Origin of the sequence: Halalkalicoccus sp. NIPERK01 (genome assembly GCF_030287405.1) — an archaeon.
In the GTDB taxonomy this organism is placed as follows: Archaea; Halobacteriota; Halobacteria; order Halobacteriales; family Halalkalicoccaceae; genus Halalkalicoccus.
The window spans coordinates 221,465-248,340 of record NZ_JASVVV010000003.1; the positions used below are offsets into that span (position 1 = coordinate 221,465).

Annotated in this window: 25 protein-coding genes and 1 tRNA gene; 19 read left to right on the forward strand and 7 right to left on the reverse strand. The window is 67.9% G+C overall.

Annotation, left to right across the window (positions count from 1 at the left end; genetic code table 11):
* Positions 1 to 42 precede the first annotated feature (42 nt).
* Positions 43 to 1,362 (reverse strand): tRNA pseudouridine(54/55) synthase Pus10, encoded by a 1,320-nt coding sequence (locus QRT08_RS10640; RefSeq protein ID WP_286045925.1) that lies wholly within the window; start codon positions 1,360 to 1,362, stop codon positions 43 to 45.
* Positions 1,363 to 1,533: 171 nt separating this feature from the next.
* Here QRT08_RS10640 and trmY point away from each other — a divergent pair, with 171 nt between their 5' ends.
* The 3 genes from trmY to QRT08_RS10655 all read left to right on the forward strand — a co-directional run bounded on the left by trmY (position 1,534) and on the right by QRT08_RS10655 (position 2,627).
* Positions 1,534 to 2,130 carry a tRNA (pseudouridine(54)-N(1))-methyltransferase TrmY gene (gene trmY, locus QRT08_RS10645; RefSeq protein WP_286045926.1) on the forward strand — a complete coding sequence of 199 codons (597 nt, stop codon included), beginning with the start codon at positions 1,534 to 1,536 and terminating at the stop codon, positions 2,128 to 2,130.
* A 49-nt stretch (positions 2,131 to 2,179) separates the two neighbouring features.
* Positions 2,180 to 2,252 (forward strand) — tRNA-Pro (locus QRT08_RS10650).
* Between the two features lie 204 nt (positions 2,253 to 2,456).
* Entirely contained in the window at positions 2,457 to 2,627 is a 171-nt protein-coding gene (locus tag QRT08_RS10655; RefSeq protein ID WP_286045927.1) for a hypothetical protein, read from the forward strand.
* A gap of 69 nt (positions 2,628 to 2,696) precedes the next feature.
* Here QRT08_RS10655 and QRT08_RS10660 read toward each other — a convergent pair whose 3' ends face one another.
* A complete protein-coding gene (locus QRT08_RS10660; protein ID WP_286045928.1) occupies positions 2,697 to 4,295 on the reverse strand; it encodes an ABC transporter permease in 1,599 nt (532 codons plus the stop codon).
* 128 nt (positions 4,296 to 4,423) lie between these two features.
* Between QRT08_RS10660 and QRT08_RS10665 the strand changes: the two genes are divergently transcribed.
* From QRT08_RS10665 to QRT08_RS10675, 3 genes are all read left to right on the forward strand, one after another.
* Positions 4,424 to 4,948: a gluconate 2-dehydrogenase subunit 3 family protein gene (locus QRT08_RS10665; protein ID WP_286045929.1), complete on the forward strand. Its 525-nt coding sequence runs from the start codon at positions 4,424 to 4,426 to the stop codon at positions 4,946 to 4,948.
* The gene (locus QRT08_RS10670; protein WP_286045930.1) at positions 4,945 to 6,528 is read left to right on the forward strand and encodes a GMC family oxidoreductase; all 1,584 of its coding nucleotides are present in this window, start codon (positions 4,945 to 4,947) and stop codon (positions 6,526 to 6,528) included. Before QRT08_RS10665 ends, QRT08_RS10670 begins: the two co-directional genes overlap by 4 nt.
* Before the next feature lie 175 nt (positions 6,529 to 6,703).
* The gene (locus tag QRT08_RS10675) at positions 6,704 to 7,351 is read left to right on the forward strand and encodes a dolichyl-phosphate hexose transferase (protein ID WP_483299954.1); all 648 of its coding nucleotides are present in this window, start codon (positions 6,704 to 6,706) and stop codon (positions 7,349 to 7,351) included.
* Here the strand turns inward: QRT08_RS10675 and QRT08_RS10680 are convergent.
* The 4 genes from QRT08_RS10680 to QRT08_RS10695 all read right to left on the reverse strand — a co-directional run bounded on the left by QRT08_RS10680 (position 7,348) and on the right by QRT08_RS10695 (position 12,788).
* On the reverse strand, positions 7,348 to 9,417 hold the full coding sequence (locus QRT08_RS10680; RefSeq protein WP_286045932.1) for a DUF7846 domain-containing protein: 2,070 nt from the start codon (positions 9,415 to 9,417) through the stop codon (positions 7,348 to 7,350). The two genes, QRT08_RS10675 and QRT08_RS10680, sit on opposite strands and share 4 nt — an antisense overlap.
* 11 nt (positions 9,418 to 9,428) lie before the next feature.
* Positions 9,429 to 10,571, reverse strand: coding sequence for an extracellular solute-binding protein (locus QRT08_RS10685; protein WP_286045933.1), 1,143 nt, complete (start codon positions 10,569 to 10,571; stop codon positions 9,429 to 9,431).
* Positions 10,572 to 10,610: 39 nt separating this feature from the next.
* Positions 10,611 to 11,798, reverse strand: a complete 1,188-nt coding sequence (locus QRT08_RS10690) for an alpha-1 4-glucan-protein synthase (protein WP_286045934.1) — start codon at positions 11,796 to 11,798, stop codon at positions 10,611 to 10,613.
* 111 nt (positions 11,799 to 11,909) lie between these two features.
* Positions 11,910 to 12,788: a helix-hairpin-helix domain-containing protein gene (locus tag QRT08_RS10695; protein WP_286045935.1), complete on the reverse strand. Its 879-nt coding sequence runs from the start codon at positions 12,786 to 12,788 to the stop codon at positions 11,910 to 11,912.
* 162 nt (positions 12,789 to 12,950) lie between these two features.
* Between QRT08_RS10695 and QRT08_RS10700 the strand changes: the two genes are divergently transcribed.
* The 13 genes from QRT08_RS10700 (at position 12,951) to QRT08_RS10760 (ending at position 25,564) form a co-directional block, all read left to right on the forward strand.
* A complete protein-coding gene (locus QRT08_RS10700; RefSeq protein WP_286045936.1) occupies positions 12,951 to 13,307 on the forward strand; it encodes a CHY zinc finger protein in 357 nt (118 codons plus the stop codon).
* A gap of 7 nt (positions 13,308 to 13,314) precedes the next feature.
* Complete coding sequence (locus QRT08_RS10705; RefSeq protein WP_286045937.1) at positions 13,315 to 13,854, forward strand: NUDIX hydrolase; 540 nt, start codon at positions 13,315 to 13,317, stop codon at positions 13,852 to 13,854.
* A complete protein-coding gene (locus QRT08_RS10710; RefSeq protein ID WP_286045938.1) occupies positions 13,851 to 14,405 on the forward strand; it encodes a class I SAM-dependent methyltransferase in 555 nt (184 codons plus the stop codon). Before QRT08_RS10705 ends, QRT08_RS10710 begins: the two co-directional genes overlap by 4 nt.
* A gap of 39 nt (positions 14,406 to 14,444) precedes the next feature.
* Positions 14,445 to 15,932, forward strand: coding sequence for a tRNA guanosine(15) transglycosylase TgtA (gene tgtA, locus QRT08_RS10715; protein ID WP_286045939.1), 1,488 nt, complete (start codon positions 14,445 to 14,447; stop codon positions 15,930 to 15,932).
* Positions 15,929 to 17,683, forward strand: coding sequence for an archaeosine synthase subunit alpha (gene arcS / locus QRT08_RS10720; protein ID WP_286045940.1), 1,755 nt, complete (start codon positions 15,929 to 15,931; stop codon positions 17,681 to 17,683). The genes tgtA and arcS overlap by 4 nt, the downstream gene beginning before the upstream one ends.
* Before the next feature lie 113 nt (positions 17,684 to 17,796).
* Entirely contained in the window at positions 17,797 to 18,267 is a 471-nt protein-coding gene (locus QRT08_RS10725) for a hypothetical protein (protein ID WP_286045941.1), read from the forward strand.
* Between the two features lie 77 nt (positions 18,268 to 18,344).
* On the forward strand, positions 18,345 to 18,728 hold the full coding sequence (locus QRT08_RS10730; protein ID WP_286045942.1) for a DUF7971 family protein: 384 nt from the start codon (positions 18,345 to 18,347) through the stop codon (positions 18,726 to 18,728).
* Positions 18,725 to 19,162, forward strand: coding sequence for a hypothetical protein (locus QRT08_RS10735; protein WP_286045943.1), 438 nt, complete (start codon positions 18,725 to 18,727; stop codon positions 19,160 to 19,162). Before QRT08_RS10730 ends, QRT08_RS10735 begins: the two co-directional genes overlap by 4 nt.
* A 53-nt stretch (positions 19,163 to 19,215) precedes the next feature.
* The gene (locus QRT08_RS10740) at positions 19,216 to 19,500 is read left to right on the forward strand and encodes a ubiquitin-like small modifier protein 1 (RefSeq protein WP_286045944.1); all 285 of its coding nucleotides are present in this window, start codon (positions 19,216 to 19,218) and stop codon (positions 19,498 to 19,500) included.
* Positions 19,497 to 19,751 carry a MoaD-like domain-containing protein gene (locus tag QRT08_RS10745; RefSeq protein WP_286045945.1) on the forward strand — a complete coding sequence of 85 codons (255 nt, stop codon included), beginning with the start codon at positions 19,497 to 19,499 and terminating at the stop codon, positions 19,749 to 19,751. The genes QRT08_RS10740 and QRT08_RS10745 overlap by 4 nt, the downstream gene beginning before the upstream one ends.
* A complete protein-coding gene (locus QRT08_RS10750) occupies positions 19,748 to 20,101 on the forward strand; it encodes a DUF8048 family protein (RefSeq protein ID WP_286045946.1) in 354 nt (117 codons plus the stop codon). Before QRT08_RS10745 ends, QRT08_RS10750 begins: the two co-directional genes overlap by 4 nt.
* A gap of 36 nt (positions 20,102 to 20,137) precedes the next feature.
* A complete protein-coding gene (locus QRT08_RS10755) occupies positions 20,138 to 23,377 on the forward strand; it encodes a DEAD/DEAH box helicase family protein (RefSeq protein WP_286045947.1) in 3,240 nt (1,079 codons plus the stop codon).
* A gap of 45 nt (positions 23,378 to 23,422) precedes the next feature.
* Positions 23,423 to 25,564 (forward strand): glycoside hydrolase family 32 protein, encoded by a 2,142-nt coding sequence (locus tag QRT08_RS10760; RefSeq protein ID WP_286045948.1) that lies wholly within the window; start codon positions 23,423 to 23,425, stop codon positions 25,562 to 25,564.
* On the opposite strand, the gene QRT08_RS10765 is transcribed toward QRT08_RS10760, so the two are convergent.
* A complete protein-coding gene (locus QRT08_RS10765; RefSeq protein ID WP_286045949.1) occupies positions 25,558 to 26,847 on the reverse strand; it encodes a glycoside hydrolase family 68 protein in 1,290 nt (429 codons plus the stop codon). The two genes, QRT08_RS10760 and QRT08_RS10765, sit on opposite strands and share 7 nt — an antisense overlap.
* Between the last annotated feature and the right edge of the window lie 29 nt (positions 26,848 to 26,876).

The window sequence follows — 26,876 nt, forward strand, 5'->3', positions numbered from 1 at the left end:
GGTCGGAATGCGGGACGCCTTCCCGGCACGCTCCCGACGCGATCACTCCCGGAGGTAGTCGGGGTCGTCGAACGGCTCGTCCTCGCCGCGGACGTCGATCACGTCGAGCGCCGTGACCACGCTCTCGACGCCGACCAGCCCCGCGAAGCTCGGATCGGTCCGGCCCTCGTCGCCGCTTACGAGTTCCTTGACGTAGAGCCCGCCCGCGCCGTGGATCGTGAGTTCGGCGCGTTCGGGGTCGTGAAGCTCGCCCTCGATCGAGTAGACCTCCCGCACGCGTGTGAGATCGGCCCGGCGGTGGGAGACCCGCTGGGGGGTGTCCTGCTCGATCGTCGTGCCGTCGAGTTCCTCGAGGGCGCGCTCGAACGCCTCGGGATCGACCGGTTCCGCGAACTCGACGTCCATCCTGTAGGTCTTGCTCGCGTCGAGGCCCTTCACCCGCTCGACCATCTCGTGTGTCGCGAGTTCGAGCCCCTCGACCTCGACCGATCCCGCGGCTCGTTCGTTGATCTCGGCCTCGAGCGCCGCGACGTCGGGGTCGCGCTCGCGCGGGTGTTTGACCTCGATCACGAACGGGCGGCCCGACTCGAGCATGCGCGCGTCGACGTCCTCGCGGCCCGCGCCGTGGAAAACGCCCTCCTCTCCGTCCATCGCCTCGACGACTGCCGGGACGGTGTAGCCCTCGACGCTGTCGTCGTAGAGGTAGCCCGAGCCCCCGCAGTACTCGCAGGGCTCCTCGCCGTCGGGGCCGAGCTGTTTTCCCGACCCGCCGCACTCCCGGCAGGGCCACTCGGTCTGGGGGATGTCGCGTTCGAGCTTTCTGTACCGCCCGTAGACGAACGCGGGGTTGATCTGGAGGTCGACGGCGTGTGCCGAGATCGACTCGGGGCCGTCGCCCTCGATCGTACACAGCGCGAGCACGTCCGGGCGCTCGAAGTCCACCTCGGTGTCCGTCTCGCGCCCCACCCGCTTGCCGACCTCGCGGTTGCACTCGGATTTGAACGACTCGCCCGCGTCGGCGGGCAGGTCCGCGCTCTCGCGCAGCAGGCGCTCGTTCTCCTCGATCAGCGGGGAGACCCGGGTGCCGACCTGGTAGGTCGAGAAGCCCACCCCCTCTAGCTTCTCGACGACGCGTTCCGCCAGCGCGTCGAACGCGCCGCTGTAGCCCTCACAGACCCAACAGTCCCCGATCTCGGGGGCCTCGTACGGTTCGTCGTCCGCAAGGGCGAACGCCGTGCGCAGGGCGCGTCCGCGCTCCTCGTTGGTCAGCCCGAAACTCCTGTCGGCGAAGACTCGCCCGAGACAGGCGTTACAGACGGGGTCCTGTGCGACGATCTCCCGAGCGTCTTCGAGGACGCTCATCTCGCGTCCCCCGCGACCGTCGTTTTCGCGACACCGTTCGAGTGGAGGCGTCGCCGTCTCTCGACTCCGAACATACAGAATTCTGGCCGTGTGGGGGTAAGGGCTTGACGTTTTCGCCCGATGGGCGGCGAGGATCCGCGACTATTTCCCCGCCCAGCGGCGAGGACGGGTATGCGCCAGTTCATCGTCTCGGGCCACGAGGTCCCCACGACCGCGGAGTTCTCGCTTTCCGACCTCGCGGGCGGTGCGGGCCGTCTAGACGTGCTCTGTCGGTGCGTCTCCTCGGCCTTCTTTCTCTCGCACGCGATCCGCGAGGACGTTCGCGTCCATCTGGTGCTCGCCGACGCGTTCGCGATCCGGTTCGAGGGAAGCGAGCTCAGACGGCTCAACCCCGACGAGCGCTCCACGGCGGCGCTGATCAGGAAGGCCCTCGGCGAGCGCGAGGAGGCGGTCGGCCACATGGAGGTCGAGACCTCCCCGGGAGTTCATCTCTCGCGGCGCGGGTTCGAACCCGTGCTGGAGACGGCCGCCGGAGAGGGAACCGTGATCCAACTCCACGAGGAGGGCGACCCGGTCGTCGAGGTCGCCCCGCCCGAGGATCCCGTGTTCGTCCTCTCGGACCACCACGACTTCTCGGCGCACGAGACCGACCTGCTCTCCGAGCACGCGGACGAGCGGGTGCGGCTGGGACCCGAGCGCCTGCACGCGAACCACGCGATCACGGTGGCGCACAACTGGCTCGACACCGAGGGCTACAGCCGGTACTGATGAGTCGTTCCGGAACGCTTAACAACGCCACCGGCTTTTCTCCGAGCGCGGGCCGGTGGGGTAGCTTGGTATCCTTCGGCCTTCGGGTGGCCGTAACCTCAGTTCGAATCTGAGCCGGCCCATTTTACCTCACTTCGCAACGACGAGCGACAGCGAGGAGTCCGTAGTGAGTGTAAAATGGAACCGCGAGGATTCGAGCCAGCGAGCCGAGCGCAGCGAGGTTCGCGCTGTTCGAATCCGAGCCGGCCCACTCCTCCCGGCCGAGGACCGCCACCACAGTTCGACCGCCGGGGACTTTACAACGGTCGACCGCCTCGGATACGGCGATGGCGGGACTCATCCAGCGCACGGCCGAGTCGATCGACGAGATGTCACGCTCGATCTGGGACGACTCCAGCCAACTGGAGAAGGCGGTGATCGTCGTCTTCCTCCTCGTCACGGGGTTGGCGATCCCGGTCGTCCCCATCGTGATCGTCGCGAGGGCCGTCGCCAATTAGCAGTAGCGCCGCAGCGCGGGCACCGATCGACTTCGATCCGTTTTCCATCGGTTTTCGACCGATGTGCGGTCACTCCCCGCGCTCCTGGGACAGCATGACGACCATCGACAGTCCCGAAACCGCCACGAGCACGAGCGCGGGGACGGCGGCGTACTGGAAGTAGGCGGCCTCCTGTGCGCGCCAGATGTGGGTGACGAGCGTCTCGAAACCCGTCGGACGCAGGACGAGCGTCGCGGGCAACTCCTTCATCGTCGTCAGGAAGACCAGCGCCGCCCCCGCGACGATCCCCGGCGCGATCAGCGGCAGCGTCACCCGGCGAAACGCGCGGTTGGGCCCCTCGCCGAGGGTGCGTGCCGCCTCGACGAACCGCGGGTCGACCTGGCGGGTGGTCGTCCGGATCGCGCCGACGGCCTGGGGCATGAACCGCACGGTGTAGGCGAAGACCAGAAGCGGGATCGTCTGGTAGAGCGCCGGGACGTATCCGGCACCGAAGTACACCAGCGCGAGCGCCAGGACGACCCCCGGGACGGCGAAGCCGACGTAGGTCGCGCGCTCGAACACCGTCGCGAGCGGGGAGTCGTGGTTCGCGGCGAGGTACGCCACCGGCAGCGCGGCGAGCGTGGCGACCAGCGCCGCCGCGCCCGCGACCCAGACGGAGTTGAACGCAAAGGACCACTCGAACGCGAGCGACGAGCGCCCGCCGGCCTCGGCGGTGACCAGCCACAGCCCGAGGATCCAGATCGGGACGACCAGCGCGACCCCCGCGACCGCCGCCGGGAACAGCGTCGCCGGCCAGCGCCACCTCCCCAGCGGAACGACGGCCTCGCCCGCGGCCTCCCCGATGTCGCCGTGGACCGTCCGCTCGGAGCGCACCCAGCGTTCGAGCGCCAGCACGACCACCACGATCGCGAGCAACTGAAGCGAGAGCAGCGCCGCGTAGTCCTGTCCGAAGGCGTTGTACTCGACGTAGATCTGGCGGGTGAACACCGGCAGGCGCATGATCGTCGGCGTTCCGAAGTCGGAGACGGCGTACAGCGCCGCCAGCAGCCCCCCGGCGGCGATCGCCGGCCGGATGTGGGGCAGGGTCACCCGACGGAACGCGCTCTTTCGGTCGTGGTTCAACGTCCTCGCGGCGTCGACGAGCGTCGTATCGAACGACAGCAGCGCGGCCCGGGTCGTCAGGTAGACGTAGGGGTACGTATAGAGGGTGATGACGACGATCGCGCCCGGAAAGCCGTAGATCTCGGGCAGGCGGTCGATCCCGAGCGGGGACAGTATCGAGTGGAACTCCCCGCGCGGGCCGAACGCCGAGACGAACGCGAACGCACCGATGTAGCTCGGGATCACGAGCGGCAGCGAGACGGCGATCGACCAGAACCGTCGAAAGGGCAGGTCCGTCCGGACCGTGAGGTACGCGAGCGGGACGCCAAGCAACACCGAAAGAGCGGTCACGGCGGCCATGAGCAGCAGGCTGTTGACCACGATCTCGAGGGTCGCGGGCCGGGTCAGCATCGACAGCGCCCGCTTGGGATCGACGCTCGTCGCCCGGATCACCAGCCACGTCAGCGGGAACACGACGCCCGTGGCGATCACCGCCGATAGGAGCGTCAACCCGAGCGGGAGGCTACCAAACCGTGTGCGTATCGCGGCGGGAACGACGGATCTCATTGGTGCATCGAAAGACGGGAGGTCGACGGCGACGTCCGATCGACGCCGAATACCGGGCCCGGACGCCGTCTTTCGTGGGGCGATGGTGGTTCAACGGATATAAGGTTTAGGTTAGCCTAATCGGACGCATGGAGCTGTCGAGACGCGACGCGATGGCCGCGCTCGGGGCACTGGGGGTCGGCGCGGCGGCGCTCGGCGTCCGCGAACGCGCCGGCTCGGGGAGCGACGAGGGGCCCGACGCGCGGGTTCGCGAGGCGTTCGTCGCGGCCGCCGAGGTCGTCTACCCCTCGGAGGTGAGCGGGGTGCGCGGATTTGTCGAGACCTTCCTGGAGGGCCGTCTCGACGACGGGACCCACGCCGAGGGGCTCCGGGCGGCGGTTTCCGACCTCGACGACGCCGCGACGGAGTGGTACGACGGGCGGTTTTCGGCGCTGTCTCCCGCGGATCGGGACCGCCTGCTCCGGGAGATCGGTGCCGACACCGCCGAGGAGGACCCGGAGGGAACGACCGCAGAACGAGTGCGCTACTACGTGGTCAACGAACTGTTGCTCGCGCTCTATAGCTCGCCGACGGGCGGGGAGCTGGTCGGCATCGAGAACCCGCAGGGCCACCCCGGCGGGATCGAGAGCTACCGGCGGGGGCCAGAGGCGTGAGCGCTCGAACACCGGTCGAAGCCGACGTCTGCGTGATCGGGGCGGGCCCGGCCGGCGCACTGGTGGCGGACCGACTCGCCGACGCCGGCCGCGCGGTCGTGATCCTCGAGGCCGGTCCCCGCTTCGACCCGGCGGATCGCCTCGACCGTATGGAACGGGCGCTGCGGCCCGCCTACGACCGTCCCGCCGTCTGGGGGATGGGCGGCGACCGGGACGCCCACTCGAATTCTGGAGAGCGCCCCTACCCGCTGAACCACGCCCGCGTGAAGGCCGTTGGCGGCACGACGCTCCACTGGCAGGGGATGGTGATGCGACTGCACGAGGACGACTTCCGCTCGGCGAGCGCCCGCGGGGTTGGGACCGACTGGCCGGTCTCCTACGAGGACCTCCGACCCTATTACGCCGCCGCCGAGTCGGAACTGGGCGTCGCCGGCGCGGACGACAACCCGTTCGGACCCCCTCGAGAGAAACCGTTTCCCATGCCGGCGTTTCCCCCCTCCTACAGCGACTCGCTGTTCGCCGAGGCCTGCGAGGAACTCGGGATCGCCATGCACTCGGTGCCCAACGCCCGCAACTCCGAGTCCTACGACGGTCGGGGGGCCTGCGCCGGCTACGGAACCTGCCAGCCGGTCTGTCCCTCCGGCGCGAAGTACGACGCCGCCGTCCACGTCAAGCGCGCGGAGGAGAAGGGCGCGACGGTGATCGACCGGGCGCCCGTCCGGTTCCTCGAACACGACGCCGACCGGGTCACCGCCGCACGCTACACGACGCCAGCGGGCGAGACCCACGACCAGGAGGCCAACGCGTTCGTGCTGGCCTGTGGCGGCGTCGAGACGCCCCGATTGCTGCTGCTTTCGGAGTCCGAGCGGTACCCCGACGGCCTCGCGAACTCCAGCGGCTTCGTGGGCACGTGCTTCATGGAGCACCTCTTCGCGGGAATGGGCGGCACGATCGAGGAACCGACCCGCCAGAACCACGTCGGCTTCCTCACCAGCGAGAGCCACCAGTTCTACGACGAGGCCGACGCCGACCTCGCACCCTTCAAACTCGAGTTCTTCAACTACGCCGGCCCCTCGCCCGTCGAGTCGGCGCTCTCGGGCGACGACTGGGGCGACGACCTCCTCGACCGCCTGCGAGCCGAGTCCGGGACCCACGTCGGGATCGGCGCGCTGGTCGAACAGCTCCCGAGCGAGGACAGCTACGTCGGACTCGACCCCCACGTTACCGACGACCGCGGCCTCCCCGTCCCGGACGTCCACTGGAGCGTCGACGACCGGGCGCTCCGGACCCTCGAACGCGCGAACGAGGTCCAGCGCGAGATCCTCGGGGAACTGGGTGCCGAGATCACGTGGACGGTCGGCCCCGAGAACACCGGTCCGGCCTTCCACCACATGGGGACGACCCGGATGGGCGAGGACCCGGAGGAAAGCGTCGTCGGTCCTACCCTCCGAACCCACGACCTCTCGAACTGCTGGATCGCCGGGAGCAGCGTCTTTCCCACGGGCGGCGCGGTGAATCCGACGCTCACCATCGCCGCGCTGGCGTTGAAGGTCGCCGAGAGCGTCGACGCATCCCTGTGAATCCGCAACCCAGTGATTTAGGCGAACCTAAAAGAATAAGTCCCCCCGACCGAAACGGGGGGCAATGAGTCAGGTTCATCGGGCCGGCGACTCGGGGCTCGAACGATCGGTAGCGCGTCCGGCGTCATCGACGGGCGAAGGGGAGGAGTACACGTTCGAGGACGTGAGCGTCGTGATGGGGACGTACAACGAGGAGGCGGCGATCGGCACGGTCCTGGCCGACATCGAGCGGGTCACCGACGGACGGGCCGAGGTCGTCTGTGTCGACGGCTCCTCGGATCGCACCCCGGAGATCGCTCGCGAGCACGGCGCGCGAGTGATCGAGCAGGAGCCACAGGGCTACGGGGTCGCGGTCCGGGCGGCGATCCTCGCGCCCGAGCGACCCGTGGTGGTGACGACCGACTGCGACGACACCTACCCGATGGAGCGCCTACCGGAGTTCCTCGCCGGGATCAACGCCGGCTACGACGTGGTCAGCGGGGACCGCCTCTATCACGGCGCCGACGCGATGCCGACGACCAATCGGCTGGGCAACGCGGCGTTCGCGCTGCTGGCGAGCGCCCTGATGGGCGAGCGGGTCCACGACACCACCACCGGGATGCGCGCCTATCGCCGCGAGGTCGTCGAGTCGATCGAGTGGACCGAGAACACCGGCCTGTCGGCCGAACTGCTGATCCGGTCGCTGATGCGGGGCTACGCGGTCCGGGAGATACCCATCGAGTACCGCGAGCGCGCGGGCGAGACGAAGCTCGATCCCTTTTCTGGTGGTGCGGCGATCGCGAAATCCATCCTGCGGGCCGGTATCGAGGAACGCCTTCGCTAGGCGGGTTCGATCCGCGTCTCGAAGGAGACGCCCTCGCGGTGGGCGTCGGGGTTCTCGGAGAGGTACGTCCCCTCGGACCCGCATTGCGTCACGAGCGTGCAGACGGACCGCTCGGGCGGCGCGATCGCCTCGACGCGCTCGCCCTCGTCCCTGACGGCCGTCTCCTGACGGTAGGTCAGCGTCGAGCCGTCGGGCTGGACCAGCGTGACCGTGAGGACGACCTCCTCCGTTCCCTCAACGTCCACGGGCGAGTCGCTTCCTTCTAGCCGGGCCGCACCCGGTTCGAGCGTCCAGTCCACCGTGATCCGTTCGCCGGGGTCGTCGACCCCGTACTCGGCGACCTCGCCGCCGGCCTCCAGGCGGACCGTCGCGCGGTCGACGTTCGCGGGGACGCCGACGGTCGTCTCGCCCGCGAGCCGATCGCCCGAGCGGACCGAGAGGGGTTCGAGTTTCGGAGCGACGCCCTCGTCGGGATCGGGCGTCCACTCGCCGCGGTAGGCGTAGCGGTAGTAGTTTCGATCCGGATAGGCATCGAGGACGGCGAAGTCCTCGCCCGGGTCGCGATCCAGCGCGTAGACCACCGATCCGTCGAAGCCGGGGTCGTTGCGCAGCGACTGGAAGGGGTGGTTCTGCCACTCGCCGTAGGGGGTCGGGACGAAGACGAGCGCCTCGTCGAAGTCGACCGCCTCGATCGGTTCGTAGGCCGTCTCGTACTTCGCCGTGTAGTCGGCGTTTCGCTCGATCGGCTCGGCGACCAGCGGGGCGGTCGCGGCCCCCGCGAGCGCGAGGCTCACGATGAGGGTAGCCGCGAGTACGGGGCGAGCCGCGGGCGGGGAGGCCCGCTCACGGACCCGCGCCGCGAGCCACCGCCAGCCGGTCACGACTCCTGCCGCCGCGAAAATCGAGAGGGGAACGAGCAGGTCGAAGTGGTAGAACGGGCCCAGCGACGCGATCAGGCCGTCGGTCGGGTCGTCCATCGTCGCCAGGATGTTGAAATTCCCCCAGAAGAAGACGTTCCCGAGCGGAACCGTGAGGAACAGCCCCGCGAGCGTCGCCCGGGTGACCCGATTTTCCGAACCGCGCCACCGGCTGACCGCGAGCGCCAGCCCACAGGCCGCACACGCGACCCCGAGCGCGCCCGCGGTGAACCACCGCGTCGCGAGGTATCGGAGGACGTGGGCGTTGGCCTCCAGCGCGAGCGCGGGCGTGTATTCGATGGCGTGTTCGAGGATGCGCCGCCGGCCGAAGCCCGGCCCGTCCATCGGCGCGAACGCCGCGAACGGAAAGACGAGCGGCGACCCGGTGAGGACGGCGTTGTACGCGAGCGTCAGGCCGACGAACGAAAGCCCACCCACCGCCGTCAGGGCGTTCCGCTCGACGGGGCCGGGCAGCGGTCGGAGCCCCTCCTCGCGGAGCGCCGACCCGACCGTCCAGAGGGCGTGGACGACGAACGGCGCGGCGAAGAGTACGGCGGTGTAGGGCCGAGCGAAGAAGGCGAGACCGATGGCGAGGCCGGCGGCGGCGGCGTACCGCCGGTTTCGACGCCGGACCCCCCGGAGATAGCAGACGGCAAAGAGCAGGTTCAACAGCGTGGTCGGGGCGTACGGCAGGAACACCGAGGAGGTCACGAGCGTCATCGGCGCGGCCGCAAACGTCGCGGCGGCGACGACGCCGATCCGGCGGTCGAACGCCATCGTTCCAAGAACGTAGACCAACAGGGCGTTCCCGCCCGCGACGGCGGCGAGCGTCACGCGGGGTTCGCCGAACAGCGCCATCGAGACGGCGTACATCGCCGCGGGCACCGGCGCGTACTTCGGGTAGAGCCGCCCGCCGTCCTCGACGAAGAACCACGGGCGAAACGCGCCCGCGAGGTCGCCCGCGTGCAGTTGGAGCTGTCCCTCGAGCAACATCGCGGCCTGCTGGAGGTAGACCGCCTCGTCGTGGTTGACCGAGTGATACGGGAAGACGACGCTGGCGACGGCGAAGACGGCGACAGCGGCGAGGGCCGCGACGACGGCGGCCAAAAGCGGTTCGCGATCCGGCCACCGGCCCGAGGGGCGATTCATTCGGCGGCGCGTTAGACGTCGATGCCGACGTCGCGCATCAGGTTGATCGTCGGTTCGAGGTCCGATAGCTGGGTCAGATCCAACTCCGAAGGCGGGCTGAGCTCGTCGATCGTCGGGAGGTCCCCGATGGGTTCGACGTCCGGGATCACCGGGTACTCGAAGGTGGTGCGCGCGAAGTAGTCCTGGGCCTCCGCGGAGAGGAGGTGGCGGATGAAGTTCACCGCGAGGTCGGGATCGGCGGCGGCGTCGGTGACGGTCGCGCCCGCGACGTTGAGGATCGCCCCGGCGTCGCCCTCGGTGAACGACGTCTCGATGGGGGCCTCCGGCGAGCCGTCGAGGACGCGCTGGATGTAGTAGTGGTTCGTGAAGCCGGCGTCGATCTCGCCGTCGGCGATCGCCTGACACACCGCGAACTCGTCGGGGTAGTCGGCGATGCCCGCGTCGAGGACGCCCTGGAGCCACTCGCGGGTCGCCGCCTCGCCCCTGAGAATCCGCATCGCGGTCACGAACGCCTGACAGGAGCCGTACGAGGGCGCCCATCCGAGCGATCCGGCGAACCCGCTCGCGTAGTCGTCGATGCTGTCGGACATGTCCCCGGCCGAGAGCGCTTCCGTATTGTACGGGACCGTCCGGGCGCGCCCCGAGGTGCCGATCCAGTCCTGGGCGTGGAACTCCTCGCGAACCGTCTCCAACAGGTCGTCGGGCAGCGACCGGGTCCGCCCCTCCGACGCCAGCGCCCCGAGTGATCCGGCGTTGACCGAGTAGAACACGTCGGCGGGCGTTCCGCCCCCCTCGGTGAGGATCTGGTTGACGAGGTCGGTCGAGTTGCCGTACCGGACGTCCAGCGAGAAGCCGTCGTAGAGGTCCCCGATGTAGCCGACCAGGTCGCCCACGAGGAACTCGCCCCGGCCCGAGTAGACGGTGAGTTCGCCCTCGAGGGCGGGCAACTCCTCCATCGGCGTCCCCCCGGGCGCGTCCCGCCCCTCGCGGCCCGACCCGATCTGGCCGATCGACGGGTCGCCCCCGTTTTCGTCCTCGTCGTCCTCGTTGCCGCCGAACAGTCCCGTACAGCCCGACAGCCCCGCCGCCCCGACCGCCGCCGTCCCGATCAGGAACCGCCGGCGACCGCGTCGACCCAGTGTGTCTCGTGTCATGGGTTTTAGGTCTGCCTAAACCGACTTATAGCTGCTGTTTCAGTCGTCGGCGACTGCGGGAACCCGGTCGAGGGCGTCGAGACACGCGAGCCAGTCGCGCATGTGCTCGCCGACGTGGTTGAGGAAGGCCCCGTTTCGGTACCCGTCGAACTCGCCGACGGCGAGTTCGCCTGCCATCGCCCGGTAGACCGCGGCGTAATCCTCTGCCCCGGCGTCCCCACCTCGGGCGACCTCCACTTCTGGCTCCACGTCGTCGACGATCTCCCAGAGGTGTTCGTTGAGTTCGAGGCCGGCGACCTCGTTGTGGAGGTCGTCGAACGTCGAGCGGGCGGCCTTGTTGTGCTCACAGAGGGGCGCGCCGTTGTAAATGCGCGTCCCGAGGAGGTCGCAGGCGCGCTTGAGGAACACGCCGCTCCAGATGTCGTCGAACCGGCCGACGTCCCAGCGGTTGTCGTCCATCGGGAGCTGGTAGAACGCCGGGATCACCTCGCGGCGAAAGGCGAGGTTCATCGAGCAGACCGTTAGGTAGTTGCCCGGCGCGGCGACGAAGTCCGCCCCGAAGTCCTCCCGGCTCGTCCGGGTCCGGGCCTGCCCCTCCAGGTCGCCGTCCATCAGGATGCGCACGGCGTCCAGGTCGGGTACGTTGGTCCAGAGCCCCTGGGAGGCGACGACCCGACCCGCTTCGATCCCGGTCGTGTCGGTCTCGACCGTCTCGTCCATCGCCGAGTAGGGGTACCCCCGAGGGTAGAGCCCGTGGTCGTCCGCGTTCCGATAGAGGACGTTCACCCACCGCTCGTCCGAGGAGACCTCCTCGACCTCGCCCTCGAACGCGAGGTTCTCCACGTGGGTTCCGAAGAAGTCTTCGTCCTCGTGGGGGAGGGTGTCGTCGTCGATGAAGACGCCGTACTCGAACTCGGGGTTCGCCCACACGTACAGCAGCCCGAAACTCGTCTCGGCGTGGCTCGCCGCCGGCACGAGGTGGTCGTACTCGGCGATTCCGTGGTCCTCGTACCACTCCTCCCGCCGCGTGCCGTCGAAGACCTCCCCGGAGACGCCCTCCTCGTCGAGCATCGCCGCCATCGCGTCGACCTCACAGAAGTCCTCCGTGATCAGGAGAACGTGGAGCCGCGAGGTGTCGAACCCGTGATCGCGTGCGTTGTCGATGTACTCGCGCATGCACTCGTATTCACGGATCGTCGGCACGATGACGCAGATGTCGCGGCCCATGTCGATCCGAGATCTTTTAGGATTGCCTAAAAACTTGACGGTGTCCGCGGCGACGGGAAGCGGGGAGTGAGATATTCGGGGATGGTGGTCGTTCGCGGTCGATTCGATTACTTAGAACTGGTTCGACTCGACGACGCCGATCCACTCTTCGGCCTGCTCCTCGGAGACCTCGGCGGCCTCGGCAACGGCTTCGGCGTTGGCCTCCGCGAGCGTCTCCATCGACTCGAAGCCGGCCTCGCGCAGTCGGTCGGCGTAGGTCTCGCCGAGTCCCTGGATCCGCTCGATCCGTTCCCCTGTCTCCTCGGTCTGCTGCTGGAGCCGTGTCTGCGTGCCCTCGACCTGTTCTTCGGCCTGCTCTTGCAGTTGCTCTTGGGTCTCGAGCATCTCGGACTGGAGCGTTTCGAGCTGTTCGGTCAGTTGCTCCTGGAACTGCTGCATCTCCTCTCGAAACTGTTCGGACTGTCCCTCGAGTTGCTCCTGGAACTGCTCCGACTGCTGGCGCATTCGCTCCTGTGACTCCTCGATCTGCTCTCGGAACTCCTCGGAGACCGCTTCGGTCCGTTCCCGGGTTTCCTCTTGGGCGTCGAGCAGCGTCTCGGTCTGCTCCTCGATCACGTCGACCTGCCGTTCGAGGGCCTCATCGTACGCCTCAGTCCCCTCCTCGAACCCGGATTCGAGGCTCTCGAGGAGCTGATCGTGGCCCTCTTCGACGCTGTCGAACTGCTGGTCGACGGCGCGGTGAAGCTGACGGAACCCGCTTCGCCCGCCGGGAACCGTCGATTCGACGGCGTCGAGATAGCCGTGGGTCGTCTCGCGCATCAGCTCGAGGCTCTGGTGTTGGAGCTCTTCTTGGACCTCGAAGCCGCTGAGCGCCATCCGGTTCGCGTTTCGCTGGGCCTGGACCCCCTGCTCGAAGGCACGCTGGCCTTGCTCGATCGCCAGTCGCTGCATCTCGAACGCCACGTTCATCGGTGTATGCTGATCGGTCATCACCCGAACGTACACCGTTCGGCGGGTTAAGTGTTGCCCCGAAATACCATTCGCTACCATTTGATACCATTAAATGGAAGGAGGCCACGATACGCGTCGAGTCCGGTCGCCGTCGGCTGCGATAGCGACGGCTTGATGACCGCCCGGGCCGATCGATCGACGATGGTCGACGACGTAACCGTCCGTGGCGTCGACCTCGACTCCGAGACACGGTGTGCCCACTACGACTCGCCACGGGACGTGATCGCGATCCGGTTTCCCTGTTGTGGCGAGTGGTACGCCTGCTACGAGTGTCACGCCGCCCGCGCGGACCACGACGCCGAACGCTGGCCCGCAGAGGCCCGCGACGAACGCGCCGTCCGCTGTGGGGTCTGCGGGGTCGAACTCACGATCCGCGAGTACCTCGATTCACGCCACGTTTGCCCCGCCTGTGGCGCGGCGTTCAACCCCGGCTGTGCGAACCACTATCACTACTACTTCGCCGGCGTGTCGGAAGCTTCTGGTTTCGATCGGTCCTAACCCCGGCATGAGCGATCCCCTCGAATGGGAGACGCTGGACGAGTCGGTTGCCTACTCGTGCCCCGGCTTCGACGTGATCCACGAGGAGGTCCGCCTGCCCGACGGCACCGAGACGGAGTTCGACTACGCGCGCGAGCCACCGGCGGCGGTGATCCTCCCGTTCACCCCCGAGGGCGAGGTCGTCCTCATCGAGGAGTGGCGCCACGCCGTGAAACGGGTCAACCGCGGGCTTCCGGCGGGGAGCATGGAACCCGATGAGGACATGGAAACGGCCGCACGGCGCGAACTCGCCGAGGAGACCGGATACGAGGCCGACCGCGTGGAGAACCTCACCACGGCGGAGCCGGCGAACGGCCTGCTCGACGTGGTCCACCACTACTTCGTCGCCCACGACTGCGAGCCGACCGCCGAAAAGGACCTCGATTTCAACGAGTCGATCCGGGTGACGACCGCCGACTGGGACGCGCTCCTCGAGGAGGTCCAAAGCGGCGAGATCCGCGACGGGCGGACCGCCCTCGGAGTGCTCCGCTACGCCCTCTCGACATGACCGACGAGGAGCGCGCCCGCTGGAACGAGCGCTATCGCGAGCGCGACCCGCCGAGCGATCCCTCGGACCTCCTTCGGGAGTGGATCGATGACCTCCCCGCAGGTCGGGCGCTCGACGTCGCGACCGGCGGCGGCCGGAACGCGCTTTTCCTCGCCGATCATACCTACTCGGTCGACGCGATCGACGTCTCCGAGGAGGGACTCGAGATCGCCCGCGAGCGCGCGGCCGACCGGGGCGTCTCCGAGCGCATCGAGTTCGTCCGGGACGACGTCGAGGAGTACGAGCTTCCTTCCGGGACGTACGACATGATCGTGGTGAGTCGCTACTACAGCCTGAACGCGCTGCCCGCCCTCAAGCGCGCGCTCGCACCCGGGGGCGTCCTGCTGTACGAACATCGCCTCCACCCGCCCGGCGACGACTCCCACCGATTTCGGTTTCACCCCAACGACCTTCTGCGGGCATGCCTCGACCTGCGGGTCGTCAGCTACGAGGAGCCGATGGAGATCACGGAGGACGACGCCGACGTGCGGCTGGTCGCCCGGAAGGAGTGACTCGCAACCCTTACCCGGAACTCCGTCCAACCCCGGCCAATGAGCGAGATCTTCGAGGCCCGCGACTGGGACGCCGCCGGGCGGATCGGCCGGCTCTCGGTCCCGCGTGCGGGCGTCACCGTCGAGACCCCCACCATCATGCCGGTGGTCAACCCCCACATCCAGACGATCCCTCCCCGGGAACTCGCAGAACGCTTCGGCGCGGAGATCCTCATCACGAACTCCTACATCCTGCACGGCAGCGACGACCTGCGCGAGGAGGCCCTCTCGCGTGGTCTGCACGACCTGCTGGATTTCCCCGGCGCGATCATGACCGACTCGGGCTCGTTTCAACTCTCCGAATACGGCGAGATCGACGTCACGAGCGCGGAGATCCTGGACTTTCAGCGCGCGATCGGCTCCGACATCGCCACGCCGGTCGACATCCCGACGCCGCCCGAGGCCGTCCGAGAGAGCGCCGAAATCGAACTCGAAACCACGCAGGAGCGACTCGAACGGGCGAGCGAGTTCGACGCGGGCGACATGCTCCTCTCGGCCCCCGTCCAGGGATCGACCTACCCCGACCTGCGCGAGTCGGCGGGCGAACACGCCGCGGGGACGGGGCTGGACGTCTTTCCGGTGGGGGCGGTCGTCCCGCTGATGAACGACTACCGGTACGGCGAGATGATCGACGTCGTGATGGCCGCCAAACGGGGGCTCGGGCCGGCCGCGCCGGTCCACCTCTTCGGCGCGGGCCACCCCATGATGTTCGCGCTCGCGGTCGCCGCGGGCTGTGACCTGTTCGATTCGGCGGCCTACGCCATCTACGCGCGCGACGGGCGCTACCTCACGGTTCGGGGGACCGACCACCTCGCGGACCTCGATTACTTCCCGTGTTCGTGTCCGGTCTGCGCCGAGTTCTCGCCCGCGGAGGTTGAGGCACACGACGAGACGGAGCGGCTGCTCTCGGAGCACAACCTCCACGTCTCCTTCGGCGAGATACGGCGGATCAAGCAGGCCATCCGGTCGGGCACCTTGCTCGAACTCGTCGAAACACGGGCGAGAGGCCATCCGACCATGCTCGACGGCTACCGGGCACTGCTTTCCCATGTCGACGAACTCGAACGCACCGACCCCGCCTCGAAGACCACCTTCTTCTACCTCTCGGGCGAGAGCGCCCGCCGACCCGAGGTGTTCCGTCACCACCGCCGACTCGAACGGCTCTCGGTCCCCGACTCGCTCCTGCTCGCCGACGGCTCCGCCGAAGGGATCGACGCGGAGGAGGTCTGGGCGGTCCGCCCGCCGTTCGGGCCCGTCCCGGACGAACTCGCCGAGACCTATCCTGCAAACGCCGAGATCCCCGACCGACTCGACGCCGAGGCCTACGCCGCCGCCGCCCGCGGGGTCGCCAAGCTAGCCGAGGCGAACCCCGACTGCGAGGTCACGCTCGTCGCGGAGTGGCCCGATCGGGCGCTCGCGGCCCTGCCCGAGACGGTACGGGTCGAACCGACGGATAGTTCCCGTGAGGGGTCCGACGAGGGGCCATGACCGAGCACTTCGAGGTCCACGGGCGCGACGGGGCCGCACGCCTCGGCGAGGTCCGCCTCAGTGAGTCCGTACGGACCCCGGCGCTCGCCGACGACTTCGTCGAGGACGCCGGCAGCCTCTGGTCGGAGGACCGTGAGTTGCCCGACGGCCACGAGAACCGCGTGACGATCCTCCCGCATCGGGCGTTTCCGAGTGGCACCGCAGAGGAGGTCGAGGAGGCGTTCGCCGTCTCGCATCCGGACGTCGAGTACCCGAGCGCCGCGGTCGTTTCCCCTTCTACCGCCGGCGATGTCGGTACCGACGCCTACGTCCTCTCGACCGCGCAGGGGGTCGTCGGCCACGCGAGCGCGCTTCGGGAGGCGATCATCGAAACCAGGGAGGCGATCCCCGCCGACACCGCACTCTATCTCTCGGGCGTCGCCACGCCGCGGAACGCCGCCCTGCTCGCCTACGTCGGCGTCGACCTCCTCGATACCCACAGAGCGGTCGTGAAGGGCACCCAGGGCAAGTATCTCACGAGCGAGGGCGAGCACTTCCTCTCGGATCTGGAGGAACTGCCGTGTGCCTGTCCGGCGTGCCAGCGCTCGATCGAGGAGTTCACCCGCGAGGACTGCGCCGAACACAACGAGAACGCGCTCAGGGCCGAACTCGCGACCGTGCGCGAGCGGATCCGCGCGGGACGGCTTCGGGATTACGTCGAGGGGCAGGCCCGCCACGCGCCGTGGCTGACCTCTCTCTTCCGGGAGTTCGATTCGGAGTGGGGCTACCTCGAGGAGCGAACCCCGATCCACCGCACCAGTGAAATCAGCGCGACGACCGACGACACCCTTCGCCGGGTGGAGATCCAGCGCTTCGCCGACCGGGTCACGTCGCGCTATCGCAATCGGTTTTCGAACCCGCTCGTGTTGGTACCCTGTTCGGCCACGAAACCCTACAGCGAGTCCCAGAGCCACGGCCAGTTCCACGACGCGATCCAGTACCGGGCCCACCTCGTCTCGATGACCTCGCCGATCGGGGTCGTCCCCCAGGAACTCGAGACGACCTACCCCGCCCAGCACTACGACACCGCCGTTACGGGAAGGTGGACTGAAACCGAGATCGCCTTCGTTTCCCGCGTGCTCCGGCGCTACCTCGAACGCAACGACTACCCGAGGATCATCGCTCACCTGCCCGAGGACTACCGCGAGATCGTAGAGCGCGTCGAACCCCACGTCGACGCCGAGATCGAGTACACCGTCGAGGACCACCCGACCACGACCGACTCGATCGCGAACCTCATGCGGACGCTCGACGGCGAACTCAAGTACGGAAAGCGCGAGCGCCAGCACAACACGGTGAAAGCGATCGCGGACTACCAGTTCGGCGAGGGCGCGGGCGAGGAACTCTTCGACGACCTCTCGATCCAGAGCCGGTACCCGAAGTTCCGCGCGCACACCGCGGATGGCGAGCAACTGGCCGCGATGGTCCCCCAGTACGGGACGCTGGCGCTGACGCTCGCGGGCGCTCGGCAATGGATCGAGAGCGACGCTCACACCAAACGCGTCGAGATCGACGGGTTCGTTCCCCACGGGAACGTCCTCGCGCCGGGGATTCTGGATGCCGACGAGACCATCCGCACGGGCGACGAGGTGGTCGTCGAGGGTCCCAAAGCCTTCGCGGTCGGGCGCGCGGAGATGTTCGGCCGCGAGATGACAGAGAGCTCTCGGGGAGTTGCGGTCGATGTCCGTCACGTCGAGGAGCGGTACCGATAGCGTTTCTCCGTACTCTGTCCAGCGGTGGGAGTGCCTGTTATTTCCCGTTCTCGGGGTCAGTCGAACGAAAACGGCCAAAAAAAGCATAGCGAACGACGGCAAACGGTACGACTATGCGCCGCCGTCAGATCTGCAAGGTATCCCTTGCAGGAGTAGCTATCCCGCTGGGCGGGTGCTTGGGACGTCTCGACCCCCGACCGTCGAACGAAATCGAGACGCCGAAACCGGTGGCCGAGGCCGACTTCGAGTTCTCGGATGGACGGTACGAAGACCACCGGAACAATCCTACGGTTCGGATTGACGCAGAGAACGGCCGTGCGGTCGTCACCGGCACGCTACTGGTCGGGTCCGGATCGTGCAACGAAGCGACGCTCGATGGGATCACCTACGACGGCGAGTCCGATACGGTGACCGTTGTCGTGACGTGGGCGAGCGACGAGGGTGGGGTGTGTACCGATGACATCAGCGCAGACGAGTACGAGGTCCGTCTCGAATTCGAGTCGCTCCCGTCGGCGATAACCGCGATCGAACGCGATTACCGGGACGAGGAATACACGACGACCGAGGAGATCGACACGAACTAAGCGATCACCGCTTTTGACGGCGTCGTCGCTCTCCGTTCGTCGGACAGATCTTTATCCTATGCGTTCCATGCGCCTCCATGGACGAGATCACACTTGCGGTACCCCGAGAGCTCGGCGAGACGCTGCCCGAGGACAGCGACGAGACGATCGTGGCGATGCAGCGAGAGATCGACCAGTACGAGGGCTACATCAACGCGGCCATCGACGAGGGCGAAAGCGAGGCCGCGAGCGCCGCCGCCGACGTGCTCGATCGGATCGAGGAGCGCTGGGAGCAATACGACGGGCTCATCGCCGAACTCCGGGCGTGGGGCCAGTCGTCGATCTACGCGGAGGTGTGGTGTGACTTCCAGTACGCGCTGATCCAGCAGCTCTACGACCACGAGGAGCTGGCGGAGGCGCTCGACCAGGAGCGCCACGCCCGCCTCGTGGACGACGGGATCCGGTTGAGCGACGCCGTATGAGCGACGAGGACCCGGCCTATGCCCGCAAACGGCGCTCGCGGGGCGGGGCGGACCGGGCGATAGACGGCGGTGCGGTCGCCGCCGGCCTCTGTTTCGGCGTGCTCGCCATCTTCGTCTCGATCGTCGGGCCGCTCTCGGGGGCGGTTCGGCTCACGATCACGACGGTCGGGCTGTTCTGTGGCGGCCTCACGGCGGGCTACTTCACCCGACCGACGGCGAGCGGCGCGCTCCAGGGCGCCGCGGTGGTGTGCTGTACCGCGGGGCTGATGGTCGCCGTCGCGGTGTCGCTGGCGTTCGGGACCGGCTCGGTCTCGCGGGTGGCGCTCGTGCTCGCCTACGAGACGCTCTCGCCCCCGTCGTTCGCCGCGGTCGGCACGCTCGCGGTGTGTCTCGGCGCGCTCAGCGGCGCGCTCGGCGTTCGCCTCCGTCGCTGATCCCGCACGGCGCGACGACCGGCATTTATACTGCCGGCGTTCCTGCTTCGGGTATGAACCTCGAACTGCGCTCGTTCGCGACGTTTCGGGAGGCCATCGGCCGGAAGACGATCGAACGCGAGTACGAGGACGGGGCCACGGTCGGGGACGTGCTCGCGGCCCTCGAATCCGAGTTCGACGGGTTGGAGGGCCGGCTTCTCGACGACGAGGGGGCGATCCAACCGCAGCTCTCGATCCTCAAGAACGGCCGGGACGTGACCCACGCACAGGGTCCGGAGACGCCGCTCGAGTCGGGCGATACGGTGAGCCTCTTCCCGCCGGTCGCCGGAGGACGATGAGAACCGAGCGCTCGTTTCGGGGGATCAGCCAGCGCCTCGCCCGCCACTACCTCTCGAACCTCGGCGGCGAGGTCGAGGCCGACGACCGGGTCGTCGGCGAGGACTGGACGGCCGACCTCTCCTCCGAGAAGGTCTCGATCGGCCCCAGCATGTCGCTGACGGAGGTGACGGTCGTCTTCGAGGGCGAGGAGGACACGTTGACGCCGCTGATCGACGACTTCGCCCAGAAGGCGATGCGCGCGGGCGGATGAGCCATCCGATCGACGGGCAGGTGGTGTTGCTCGCCGCCGCGAAGGCGAGCGTCGCGGGGAGCCGACTCCCCGACCTCCTCGAACGGGTCCAGACCGAACTGGCTCCCGAACTCGACGAGTACCGACGGCGCTACGAACTCGCCGCCGAGGACGACGACGCCTGCTGTTTTTTCGTCTCCGCCGACCACTGGGAGGGGGTCGGGGACGCGATCGGACTCGATCGCCGCGAGTACGAGGCGGTCCGCCGGACCCACGAGGAGCAACTGAAACGCCTCGGCAAGCGCGAGGATCGCCGCGAGGAGTTCGAGACCGCGCTCGACCTGCGGTCGGCCGTCGTGATCGGGAAGTGAAAGCCGTTTAGCCCCCGGCGGTCCTACCCGCGGACAGTGACCGACGACACCCCGCTCGACGAGTTCTACGACGCGATCCAGGAACTGGGCCACCCGGTCGTCACCGCCGAGGAGGTCGCGCGGGTCCTCGACTGTACGCAGGAGGAGGCCGATCGCCGACTCTCGGAACTCGCCGAGACCGGCGGGGTAGGCCGCCGGAACGTCGAGCGCGACCCCGTGGTCTTCTACCCCGCCGAGTGGGACCAGCAGGCGAGGCGCGAGCGGGTCGTCACCTTCCCCAACCGCCGCGAACTCGTCGTCTCGCACCCCGAGCAGTTCACCCGGGCGCGGCTCTCGACGTTCGCCCACCTCGTCGATTCGAACAGCGCGGGCGACGCGCTCTATCGCATCAGGGAAGAGGACATCTGGGGGGCGCCCTACGACGACCTCGCCGATCTGCTGGTCGCCCTCCGGCGGGTGACCGGCGAGCGCCACGAGGCCCTCGAGGAGTGGATCACGAGCCAGTGGAAGCGCGCCCGACAGTTCACCCTGCGGACCCACGAGGACGGGTACACCGTCCTCGAGGCGAGCAGCGAGAGCCTGATGGGCAACGTCGCCCGGCAGGTACTGGACGAATCGCACCTCCACGCGCCGATCTCCGACACCGAGAGCTGGGTGCGCGAGGGCAGCGAGGCCGAGATCAAGCGGATCCTCTACGACGAGGGCTACCCCGTGCGCGACGCCCGCGATCTGGATACGGGCGATCCCCTCGAGGTCGACCTCTCGCTCGAACTCCGGGACTATCAGCGCGAGTGGGTCGAGCGCTTCGTCGAGCGGAAGGCGGGCGTCCTCGTGGGGCCGCCCGGCAGCGGCAAGACCGTCGCGGGCATGGGCGCGATGGCCGCGGTCGGCGGCGAGACCCTTGTACTCGTCCCCTCTCGGGAACTCGCCGCCCAGTGGCGCGAGTCGCTGCTCGCGAACACGTCGCTCGACGAGAGCCGGATCGGCGAGTATCACGGCGGGGAGAAGGAGATCCGGCCGGTGACGATCGCCACCTACCAGACGGCGGGCATGGACCGCCACCGCCGGCTGTTCGACGAACGGCGGTGGGGCCTCATACTCTACGACGAATGTCTTTCCGGCGATACCGTCGTTGAGACTTCAGACGGGAAAACGACGTTCGAGGCGCTGGATGCGAAGTATGAGTTCGATGATGGGTGGAACGAGGAGGTGGACCTCACAGTACGGACGTATGATCTCGAACACGAGACCTATCAGTGGGACTCGGTTACAGGCGTATACAGAACGTCCGCTCCGGTTCAGCGGATCACGACCAACACTGGCCGTCGTTTGAAAGCCACGGAGGGACATACTCACCTCGTATTCGACCCGAAAACGTGCGAGATTCACGAACAACAGGGACTTAGGGAGGGAGACTACCTCGTCCAGCCGCTTTCGGAGCCGACCGCTCGACCGGCCGACACTGCCACCGCAGTAGATCTCGCGCGTGCCGAACTGCTCGGCTGGTTTATCGGGGACGGACACCTGAATCGGTACGACGACGTGAAGTTTTCGTTCTCTCGCCGCTCGAACGAGCAGATAGCTATCCTAACCCAGTTGTGTGACTCACTCGGAGCAACGTATTCGACGTTCGAGAACGCGCGTGGTGATCGCACCCTATGGATCCCGAAGCTACGCGAGACGCTCGATTGGCAAGGCCCGTCTGGCAACAAAACAACCACCGTTTCCGTTCCGGACGAGAGTTACGTGTGGTCCGAAGATCGTATCGGCGCACTCCTCCGAGGACTGTTCGATGCTGAGGGGTCCATCGATCCGAAGGGACGTATCGAATTCGATACGACATCGGAGCAGTTGGCGACTGATGTCTCTTTGCTCCTTCAGAAAGTGGGGATCATGGTTCGACGTCATACCCTCGAACGCGAGAGTCCACGACACAACACGATTCATCGACTGTACGTTCCCTCGTTCTACGGTCCCCGGTTCAGGGAACGAGTCGGGTTCCGATTCGACCACAAGTCGAACCGGCTTACCGATGGAGATACTCCAGCGACTGGACTGCCAGTTGGACCGTTCCTGTCGGCAGTGAAGGACGATCTGCGCCTTACTGGGAGCGAATTGGGTTCGATGATGGATATATCGAGGACCACCGTCGACGACGTTATTCGCGGAAAGTACCAGCTTGGACAGCGAAATCTGCACGCACTTACCGACGGTTTAGCACAGTATGCGGACGAAACTGCCGCTGACGCTGCGACTGCTCGCAAGCAGTACAATATCACGTTCGAACGCCTCGCTACCGCGATGGACGTTTCACTCGGTACTGCACACCGGCAGTTCGGATCAAAAACCTCAGCCGCCCGCGACGCTGTCGCAGAGATCGTCGTTTCTCGTCAAAAACGTGCAGTAGAGTACGTTCGACGGTTAAAGGAGCTTACGAACGTTAACGTCCTCCGCGTCGATGATATCGAAGAGATCGGGACAGAGACTGTCTACGATTTCGAGACGGAATCGCACACGTTCCTCGCGAACGGAATCCTGACGCACAACTGCCACCACATTCCCGCGCCGATCTTCCGCCAGAGCGCGGACCTCCAGTCGAAACACCGGCTGGGGCTGTCGGCGACCCCCGTCAGGGAAAGCGACGACGAGGCCGAGATCTTCACCCTGATCGGCCCGCCGATCGGCACCGACTGGTCGGCGCTGTTCGAGGCGGGCTACGTGATGGAACCGGACGTGGAGATCCGCTACGTCCCGTGGGCGAGCGAGGCGGCAGAATCCGAATACGCGAGCGCGCTGGGCCACGAGCGCCGGCAGGTCGCCGCCTCGAACCCCGCGAAACTCGCGGAGATCCGCCGCCTGCTCGAGGATCACGCGGAGGAGAAGGTCCTGATCTTCGTCGACTGGCTCGAACAGGGCGAGGAGTACGCCGAGGCGCTCGACATCCCCTTCCTGAGCGGCGAGACCCGCTACGCGAAACGCGAGCGCCTCCTCTCGGAATTCAGGCATGGAACGCGCGACGTCCTGCTGGTCTCGCGGGTGGGCGACGAGGGGATCGACCTGCCCGCGGCGACGGTCGCCATCGTCGCGAGCGGGCTCGGGGGGTCGCGCCGACAGGGTGCCCAGCGCGCGGGCCGGACGATGCGTCCCGTCGGCGGCGCACAGGTGTACGTGCTCGCGACGCGGGGGACCGAGGAGGAGGAGTTCGCGCGCGGACAGATGCGTCACCTCCAGCAGAAGGGCGTGAACGTCCTCGAAACGGACGCCGAGACCGCCTGAACGGGATCGCACACGTTTTACTCGCGTGCGTGCGACTTCGAGTCGATGTTCGATCCCGCAGTGGCCGTCGGATTCCTCCACGCCGGCGACCTCTCCGCCGAGCAGCGGGCCGCTCTGGAGTGGTGTGAGGCCGTCGCCCCGTTCGTCGAGACGGTTTCGATCCCCGAAATCGCCGCCGGCACCGCCGATCTCGACCGCTACGACGTCTGTTGGTGGCACCGCGCCGCGCCGCTTGAGGACCTCGGTGCTTCCACGGCGGACGCCGGTCCCGCCGTGCGGTCGTACGCCGAACGCGGCGGTGGACTCCTGCTCAGCCTGCGGGCGCTCTCGGCGGTCGACGCCCTCAGAATCGATCCCGTCGTCCCCGACCTGACGGGCGTCGAGGAGAGCGGGGAGCCGACGGGCTACCTGGCGAAGTCGATCTACGCCGACGACCCGCCGTTTGCGGCCTTCGACGACCTCCGGATCCACACCTGCGAGCCCGGCCACGAGGTGCCCTACGCGCGCTACGAGCGCGTCCTCCCCGAACGGGGGGAGATGCTCGCGGCGACGGTCGACGGCGGGATGGACCGCTTTCACGAGCCGTCGCTCGTCTCGTGGGCGGTCGGGAACGGGTCCGTAGTGGGCGCGGGCAGCGCGCTCGCGTTCGATGGCCCCGTCGACGGGACCTGTGCGAGCAACCGCTCACAGCTAGTGGGCGACCTCCTCGCGCTCCTCGCCGAGGGCGACCACCCCGGAATCCACGACCCGCGCTCGGCGTCGGGACTGACGGCGATGCGCGAGCGCCTCGCGGGGGACCCGCTGCGCCCACAGTACCACCTCACGCCGCCGGCCAACTGGCTCAACGATCCCAACGGGATCATCGAGCACGACGACCGGTATCACGTCTTCTACCAGTACAACCCCGCGGGCCCGATGCACGGGACGATCCATTGGGGTCACGCCGTCAGCGACGACCTCGTGCGCTGGGAGGACGAACCGGTCGCGCTCACCCCCTCGCCCGACGGCCCCGACCGCGACGGCTGCTGGTCGGGCTGTGCGGTCGAGAACGACGGCACGGCGACGGTCTTCTACACCGGCGGGCGGGGCCCCGTCCAACTGCCCTGCCGGGCGGACGCGGCCAATCCCGACCTCAGTCGGTGGAACAAGGACCCGAACAATCCGGTGATCGAGCAGGTGCCCGAGGGCGTCGTCGGCTCGGACCACTGGGAGGCGGAGTTCCGCGACCACTGCATCTGGTTTTCCGACGGACTGTGGCACCACCTGATCGGCTCCGGACTCGCGGACGTCGGCGGGGCGGTGTTCTACTACACCTCCCCCGACCTCCGCGAGTGGGAGTACGTCGGCCCGCTGCTGGTCGGCGACGGCGAGACCGGCGGGATGTGGGAGTGTCCCGAACTGCTCGAACTCGACGAGCGTGACCTGCTTCACGTCTCGAACTACGAGGACGTGATCTACTTCCTCGGGGAGTTTCGAGAGAACGAGTTCCACGCCGACCGGCGGGGCCTGCTCGATCACGGCGACCTGTACGCCCCCCAGTCGCTGTTCGGCGAGGAACGCTATCTCACGTGGGGCTGGATCCCCGAGTTGCGCGACGAGCGCGCCCAGTGGGACGCCGGCTGGTCGGGCACCCTCTCGATCCCCCGGGAACTCGCCGTCGAGGACGGCCAGCTACGCCAGCGTCCCGCCCCCGAACTCGAGGCGCTCCGGCGCTCGCACGCCCGCCACGTCGGCCTCGACGTCGAGGACGGTTCGCGGAAACTCGACGTTCGCGGACGGGCGATCGAACTCCGGGCGAGGGTCCAGACCGACGCGAGCGAGGCGGGTATCGGCGTCTTCGAGTCTCCCGACGGCGTCGAGCGAACCCGGATCGGGATCGAGGACGGAAAACTGGTCGTCCATCGCGAGGACTCGAGCCTCGCGGCCTCCTCGGTCGACCCCCGTGAACTCCCGATCGACGACCTCGAACGACCCCTCGATCTTCGAGTGTTCCTCGATGACTCCGTTCTGGAGGTGTTCGTCAACGAGCGCCGCACCCTCTCGACGCGGGTCTACCCGACCCGACCCGACAGCGACGGGCTCTCGGTCCACGCACACGGCGGTTCGGCGCGCTTCGAGGAACTCGAGATCTGGACGCTCGGGTCGGCGTGGAACGCCAGCGAACGCGGGCCGACATCGAATCAGTAGCCGCCGTACCCTTGTCGAGTCTCCTCGCGGTGGGACAGCCGTTCTTCGGGGAGAGCGGGTAGCTCCTCGGATTCGAGCGGGATCCGTCCGTGCGAGAGTGTGCCCGTGATCCGCGTCCGGTCGCCGTCGAACGCGATTCGGACCGTCGGCGCGAGCGTGCCGCCGAACTTCGCCAACTGCTCGTCGGGCGACAGCGTCGCCACGTCGTCGAGCGTGAGCCCCCCGAGGTCGTAGTAGTTGAAAAAGCCGCTGACGAGCAGTTCCTCGCGGTGGGGGAAGGCGATCCACGAGTAGGCCTGATACGGCGCGTTCGCGGGGTTGGTGAGCACCAGCCCGGAGCCGTTGAGCGGGCGGTACTCCCCCCGGAGGGAGTCGGCGACGAATCCATACAAGCCGTCCGGTCCCTCTAAGCCCGGTGCGAACGTGTGGTCGTGGCTCGAGATAAAGAGGTAGTACCGACCGTCACGGACCACGACGTGCGGGCGTTCGAGTTCCTGGTTGACACAGATCCCCTCCAAGAGCGGATCGCAGAGCTCCCAGTCCGTGGGATCGCCCGTCGGCGAGCGTGCGATCCCGACGCTGCCGTTGAACTCCTCCCACACGGGGTCCTCACAGACGCCCTCGCCCTCCGGGACCGGGGTGTTGGCCTCGAACAGGAGGTAGGTCTCCCCGTCCGCGGGGTCCTCGAAGAACCACGGGTCCCGGAAGGTGTAGATCATTCCTCTATATTGCTCCTCGCGCTCGTAGCGCTCGCCGTCGGGTTCGAGTAGGACCTCGTGCTCGAAGGGGCCCTCGATATCGAGCCCGGAGTCGTCGGCCTCGACGGTCCCCCCGAAACCGACCGCGAGGCGCTGCTCGTAGGTCAGATCGGCCTCGCCGACCCGACCCGAGGCGGTGTAGAAGACGTAGACCTCCCCGTCGTCGAGCAGCGCGGAGCCGGCCCACTGGCGGGAGCCCCGGGTCTCGCCCTCGAAGACGGGGCCGCCGTCGTGCCACGTCTCGCCCTCGCGCGAGTAAAAGTAGCGGATCTCGGCGACGTCGTGGCGCTTTCCGGGCAGGAGGTCCGCAGGCGCAGTCAGCGAGAAGATCACGCGCCACCCCCCTATAGAAGCGATCGAGCCGTCGCGCTCGCGGAGGAACCAGGTGTCCCAGCCGTGGACGTCCGGCGCCACGGCCTCCCGCGGGGGATAGATGATCGGCGCGACCGTCTCGTCGGTGCGTTCGATCCTCGAGGCGTGCTCGCGGGTCCACCGAGGGGTGCGCTCGCGGCGCTCCGGAGTCATACTCGCAGTCCGCACATCGCGGGAAAAAC

Excerpts from the sequence above, each read along its gene's own strand:
- QRT08_RS10665 (WP_286045929.1), top strand. The coding sequence starts at position 4,424 with ATGGAGCTGTCGAGACGCGACGCGATGGCCGCGCTCGGGGCACTGGGG.
- QRT08_RS10735 (WP_286045943.1), top strand. The coding sequence starts at position 18,725 with ATGAGCGACGAGGACCCGGCCTATGCCCGCAAACGGCGCTCGCGGGGC.
- QRT08_RS10680 (WP_286045932.1), bottom strand. The coding sequence starts at position 9,417 with ATGAATCGCCCCTCGGGCCGGTGGCCGGATCGCGAACCGCTTTTGGCC.
- QRT08_RS10760 (WP_286045948.1), top strand. The coding sequence starts at position 23,423 with ATGTTCGATCCCGCAGTGGCCGTCGGATTCCTCCACGCCGGCGACCTC.
- QRT08_RS10660 (WP_286045928.1), bottom strand. The coding sequence starts at position 4,295 with ATGAGATCCGTCGTTCCCGCCGCGATACGCACACGGTTTGGTAGCCTC.
- QRT08_RS10700 (WP_286045936.1), top strand. The coding sequence starts at position 12,951 with ATGGTCGACGACGTAACCGTCCGTGGCGTCGACCTCGACTCCGAGACA.
- QRT08_RS10725 (WP_286045941.1), top strand. The coding sequence starts at position 17,797 with ATGCGCCGCCGTCAGATCTGCAAGGTATCCCTTGCAGGAGTAGCTATC.
- QRT08_RS10730 (WP_286045942.1), top strand. The coding sequence starts at position 18,345 with ATGGACGAGATCACACTTGCGGTACCCCGAGAGCTCGGCGAGACGCTG.
- QRT08_RS10690 (WP_286045934.1), bottom strand. The coding sequence starts at position 11,798 with ATGGGCCGCGACATCTGCGTCATCGTGCCGACGATCCGTGAATACGAG.
- trmY (WP_286045926.1), top strand. The coding sequence starts at position 1,534 with ATGCGCCAGTTCATCGTCTCGGGCCACGAGGTCCCCACGACCGCGGAG.
- QRT08_RS10655 (WP_286045927.1), top strand. The coding sequence starts at position 2,457 with ATGGCGGGACTCATCCAGCGCACGGCCGAGTCGATCGACGAGATGTCA.
- QRT08_RS10740 (WP_286045944.1), top strand. The coding sequence starts at position 19,216 with ATGAACCTCGAACTGCGCTCGTTCGCGACGTTTCGGGAGGCCATCGGC.
- QRT08_RS10685 (WP_286045933.1), bottom strand. The coding sequence starts at position 10,571 with ATGACACGAGACACACTGGGTCGACGCGGTCGCCGGCGGTTCCTGATC.
- QRT08_RS10675 (WP_483299954.1), top strand. The coding sequence starts at position 6,704 with ATGGGGACGTACAACGAGGAGGCGGCGATCGGCACGGTCCTGGCCGAC.
- QRT08_RS10695 (WP_286045935.1), bottom strand. The coding sequence starts at position 12,788 with ATGACCGATCAGCATACACCGATGAACGTGGCGTTCGAGATGCAGCGA.
- QRT08_RS10765 (WP_286045949.1), bottom strand. The coding sequence starts at position 26,847 with ATGACTCCGGAGCGCCGCGAGCGCACCCCTCGGTGGACCCGCGAGCAC.
- arcS (WP_286045940.1), top strand. The coding sequence starts at position 15,929 with ATGACCGAGCACTTCGAGGTCCACGGGCGCGACGGGGCCGCACGCCTC.
- QRT08_RS10750 (WP_286045946.1), top strand. The coding sequence starts at position 19,748 with ATGAGCCATCCGATCGACGGGCAGGTGGTGTTGCTCGCCGCCGCGAAG.
- tgtA (WP_286045939.1), top strand. The coding sequence starts at position 14,445 with ATGAGCGAGATCTTCGAGGCCCGCGACTGGGACGCCGCCGGGCGGATC.
- QRT08_RS10745 (WP_286045945.1), top strand. The coding sequence starts at position 19,497 with ATGAGAACCGAGCGCTCGTTTCGGGGGATCAGCCAGCGCCTCGCCCGC.
- QRT08_RS10705 (WP_286045937.1), top strand. The coding sequence starts at position 13,315 with ATGAGCGATCCCCTCGAATGGGAGACGCTGGACGAGTCGGTTGCCTAC.
- QRT08_RS10710 (WP_286045938.1), top strand. The coding sequence starts at position 13,851 with ATGACCGACGAGGAGCGCGCCCGCTGGAACGAGCGCTATCGCGAGCGC.
- QRT08_RS10640 (WP_286045925.1), bottom strand. The coding sequence starts at position 1,362 with ATGAGCGTCCTCGAAGACGCTCGGGAGATCGTCGCACAGGACCCCGTC.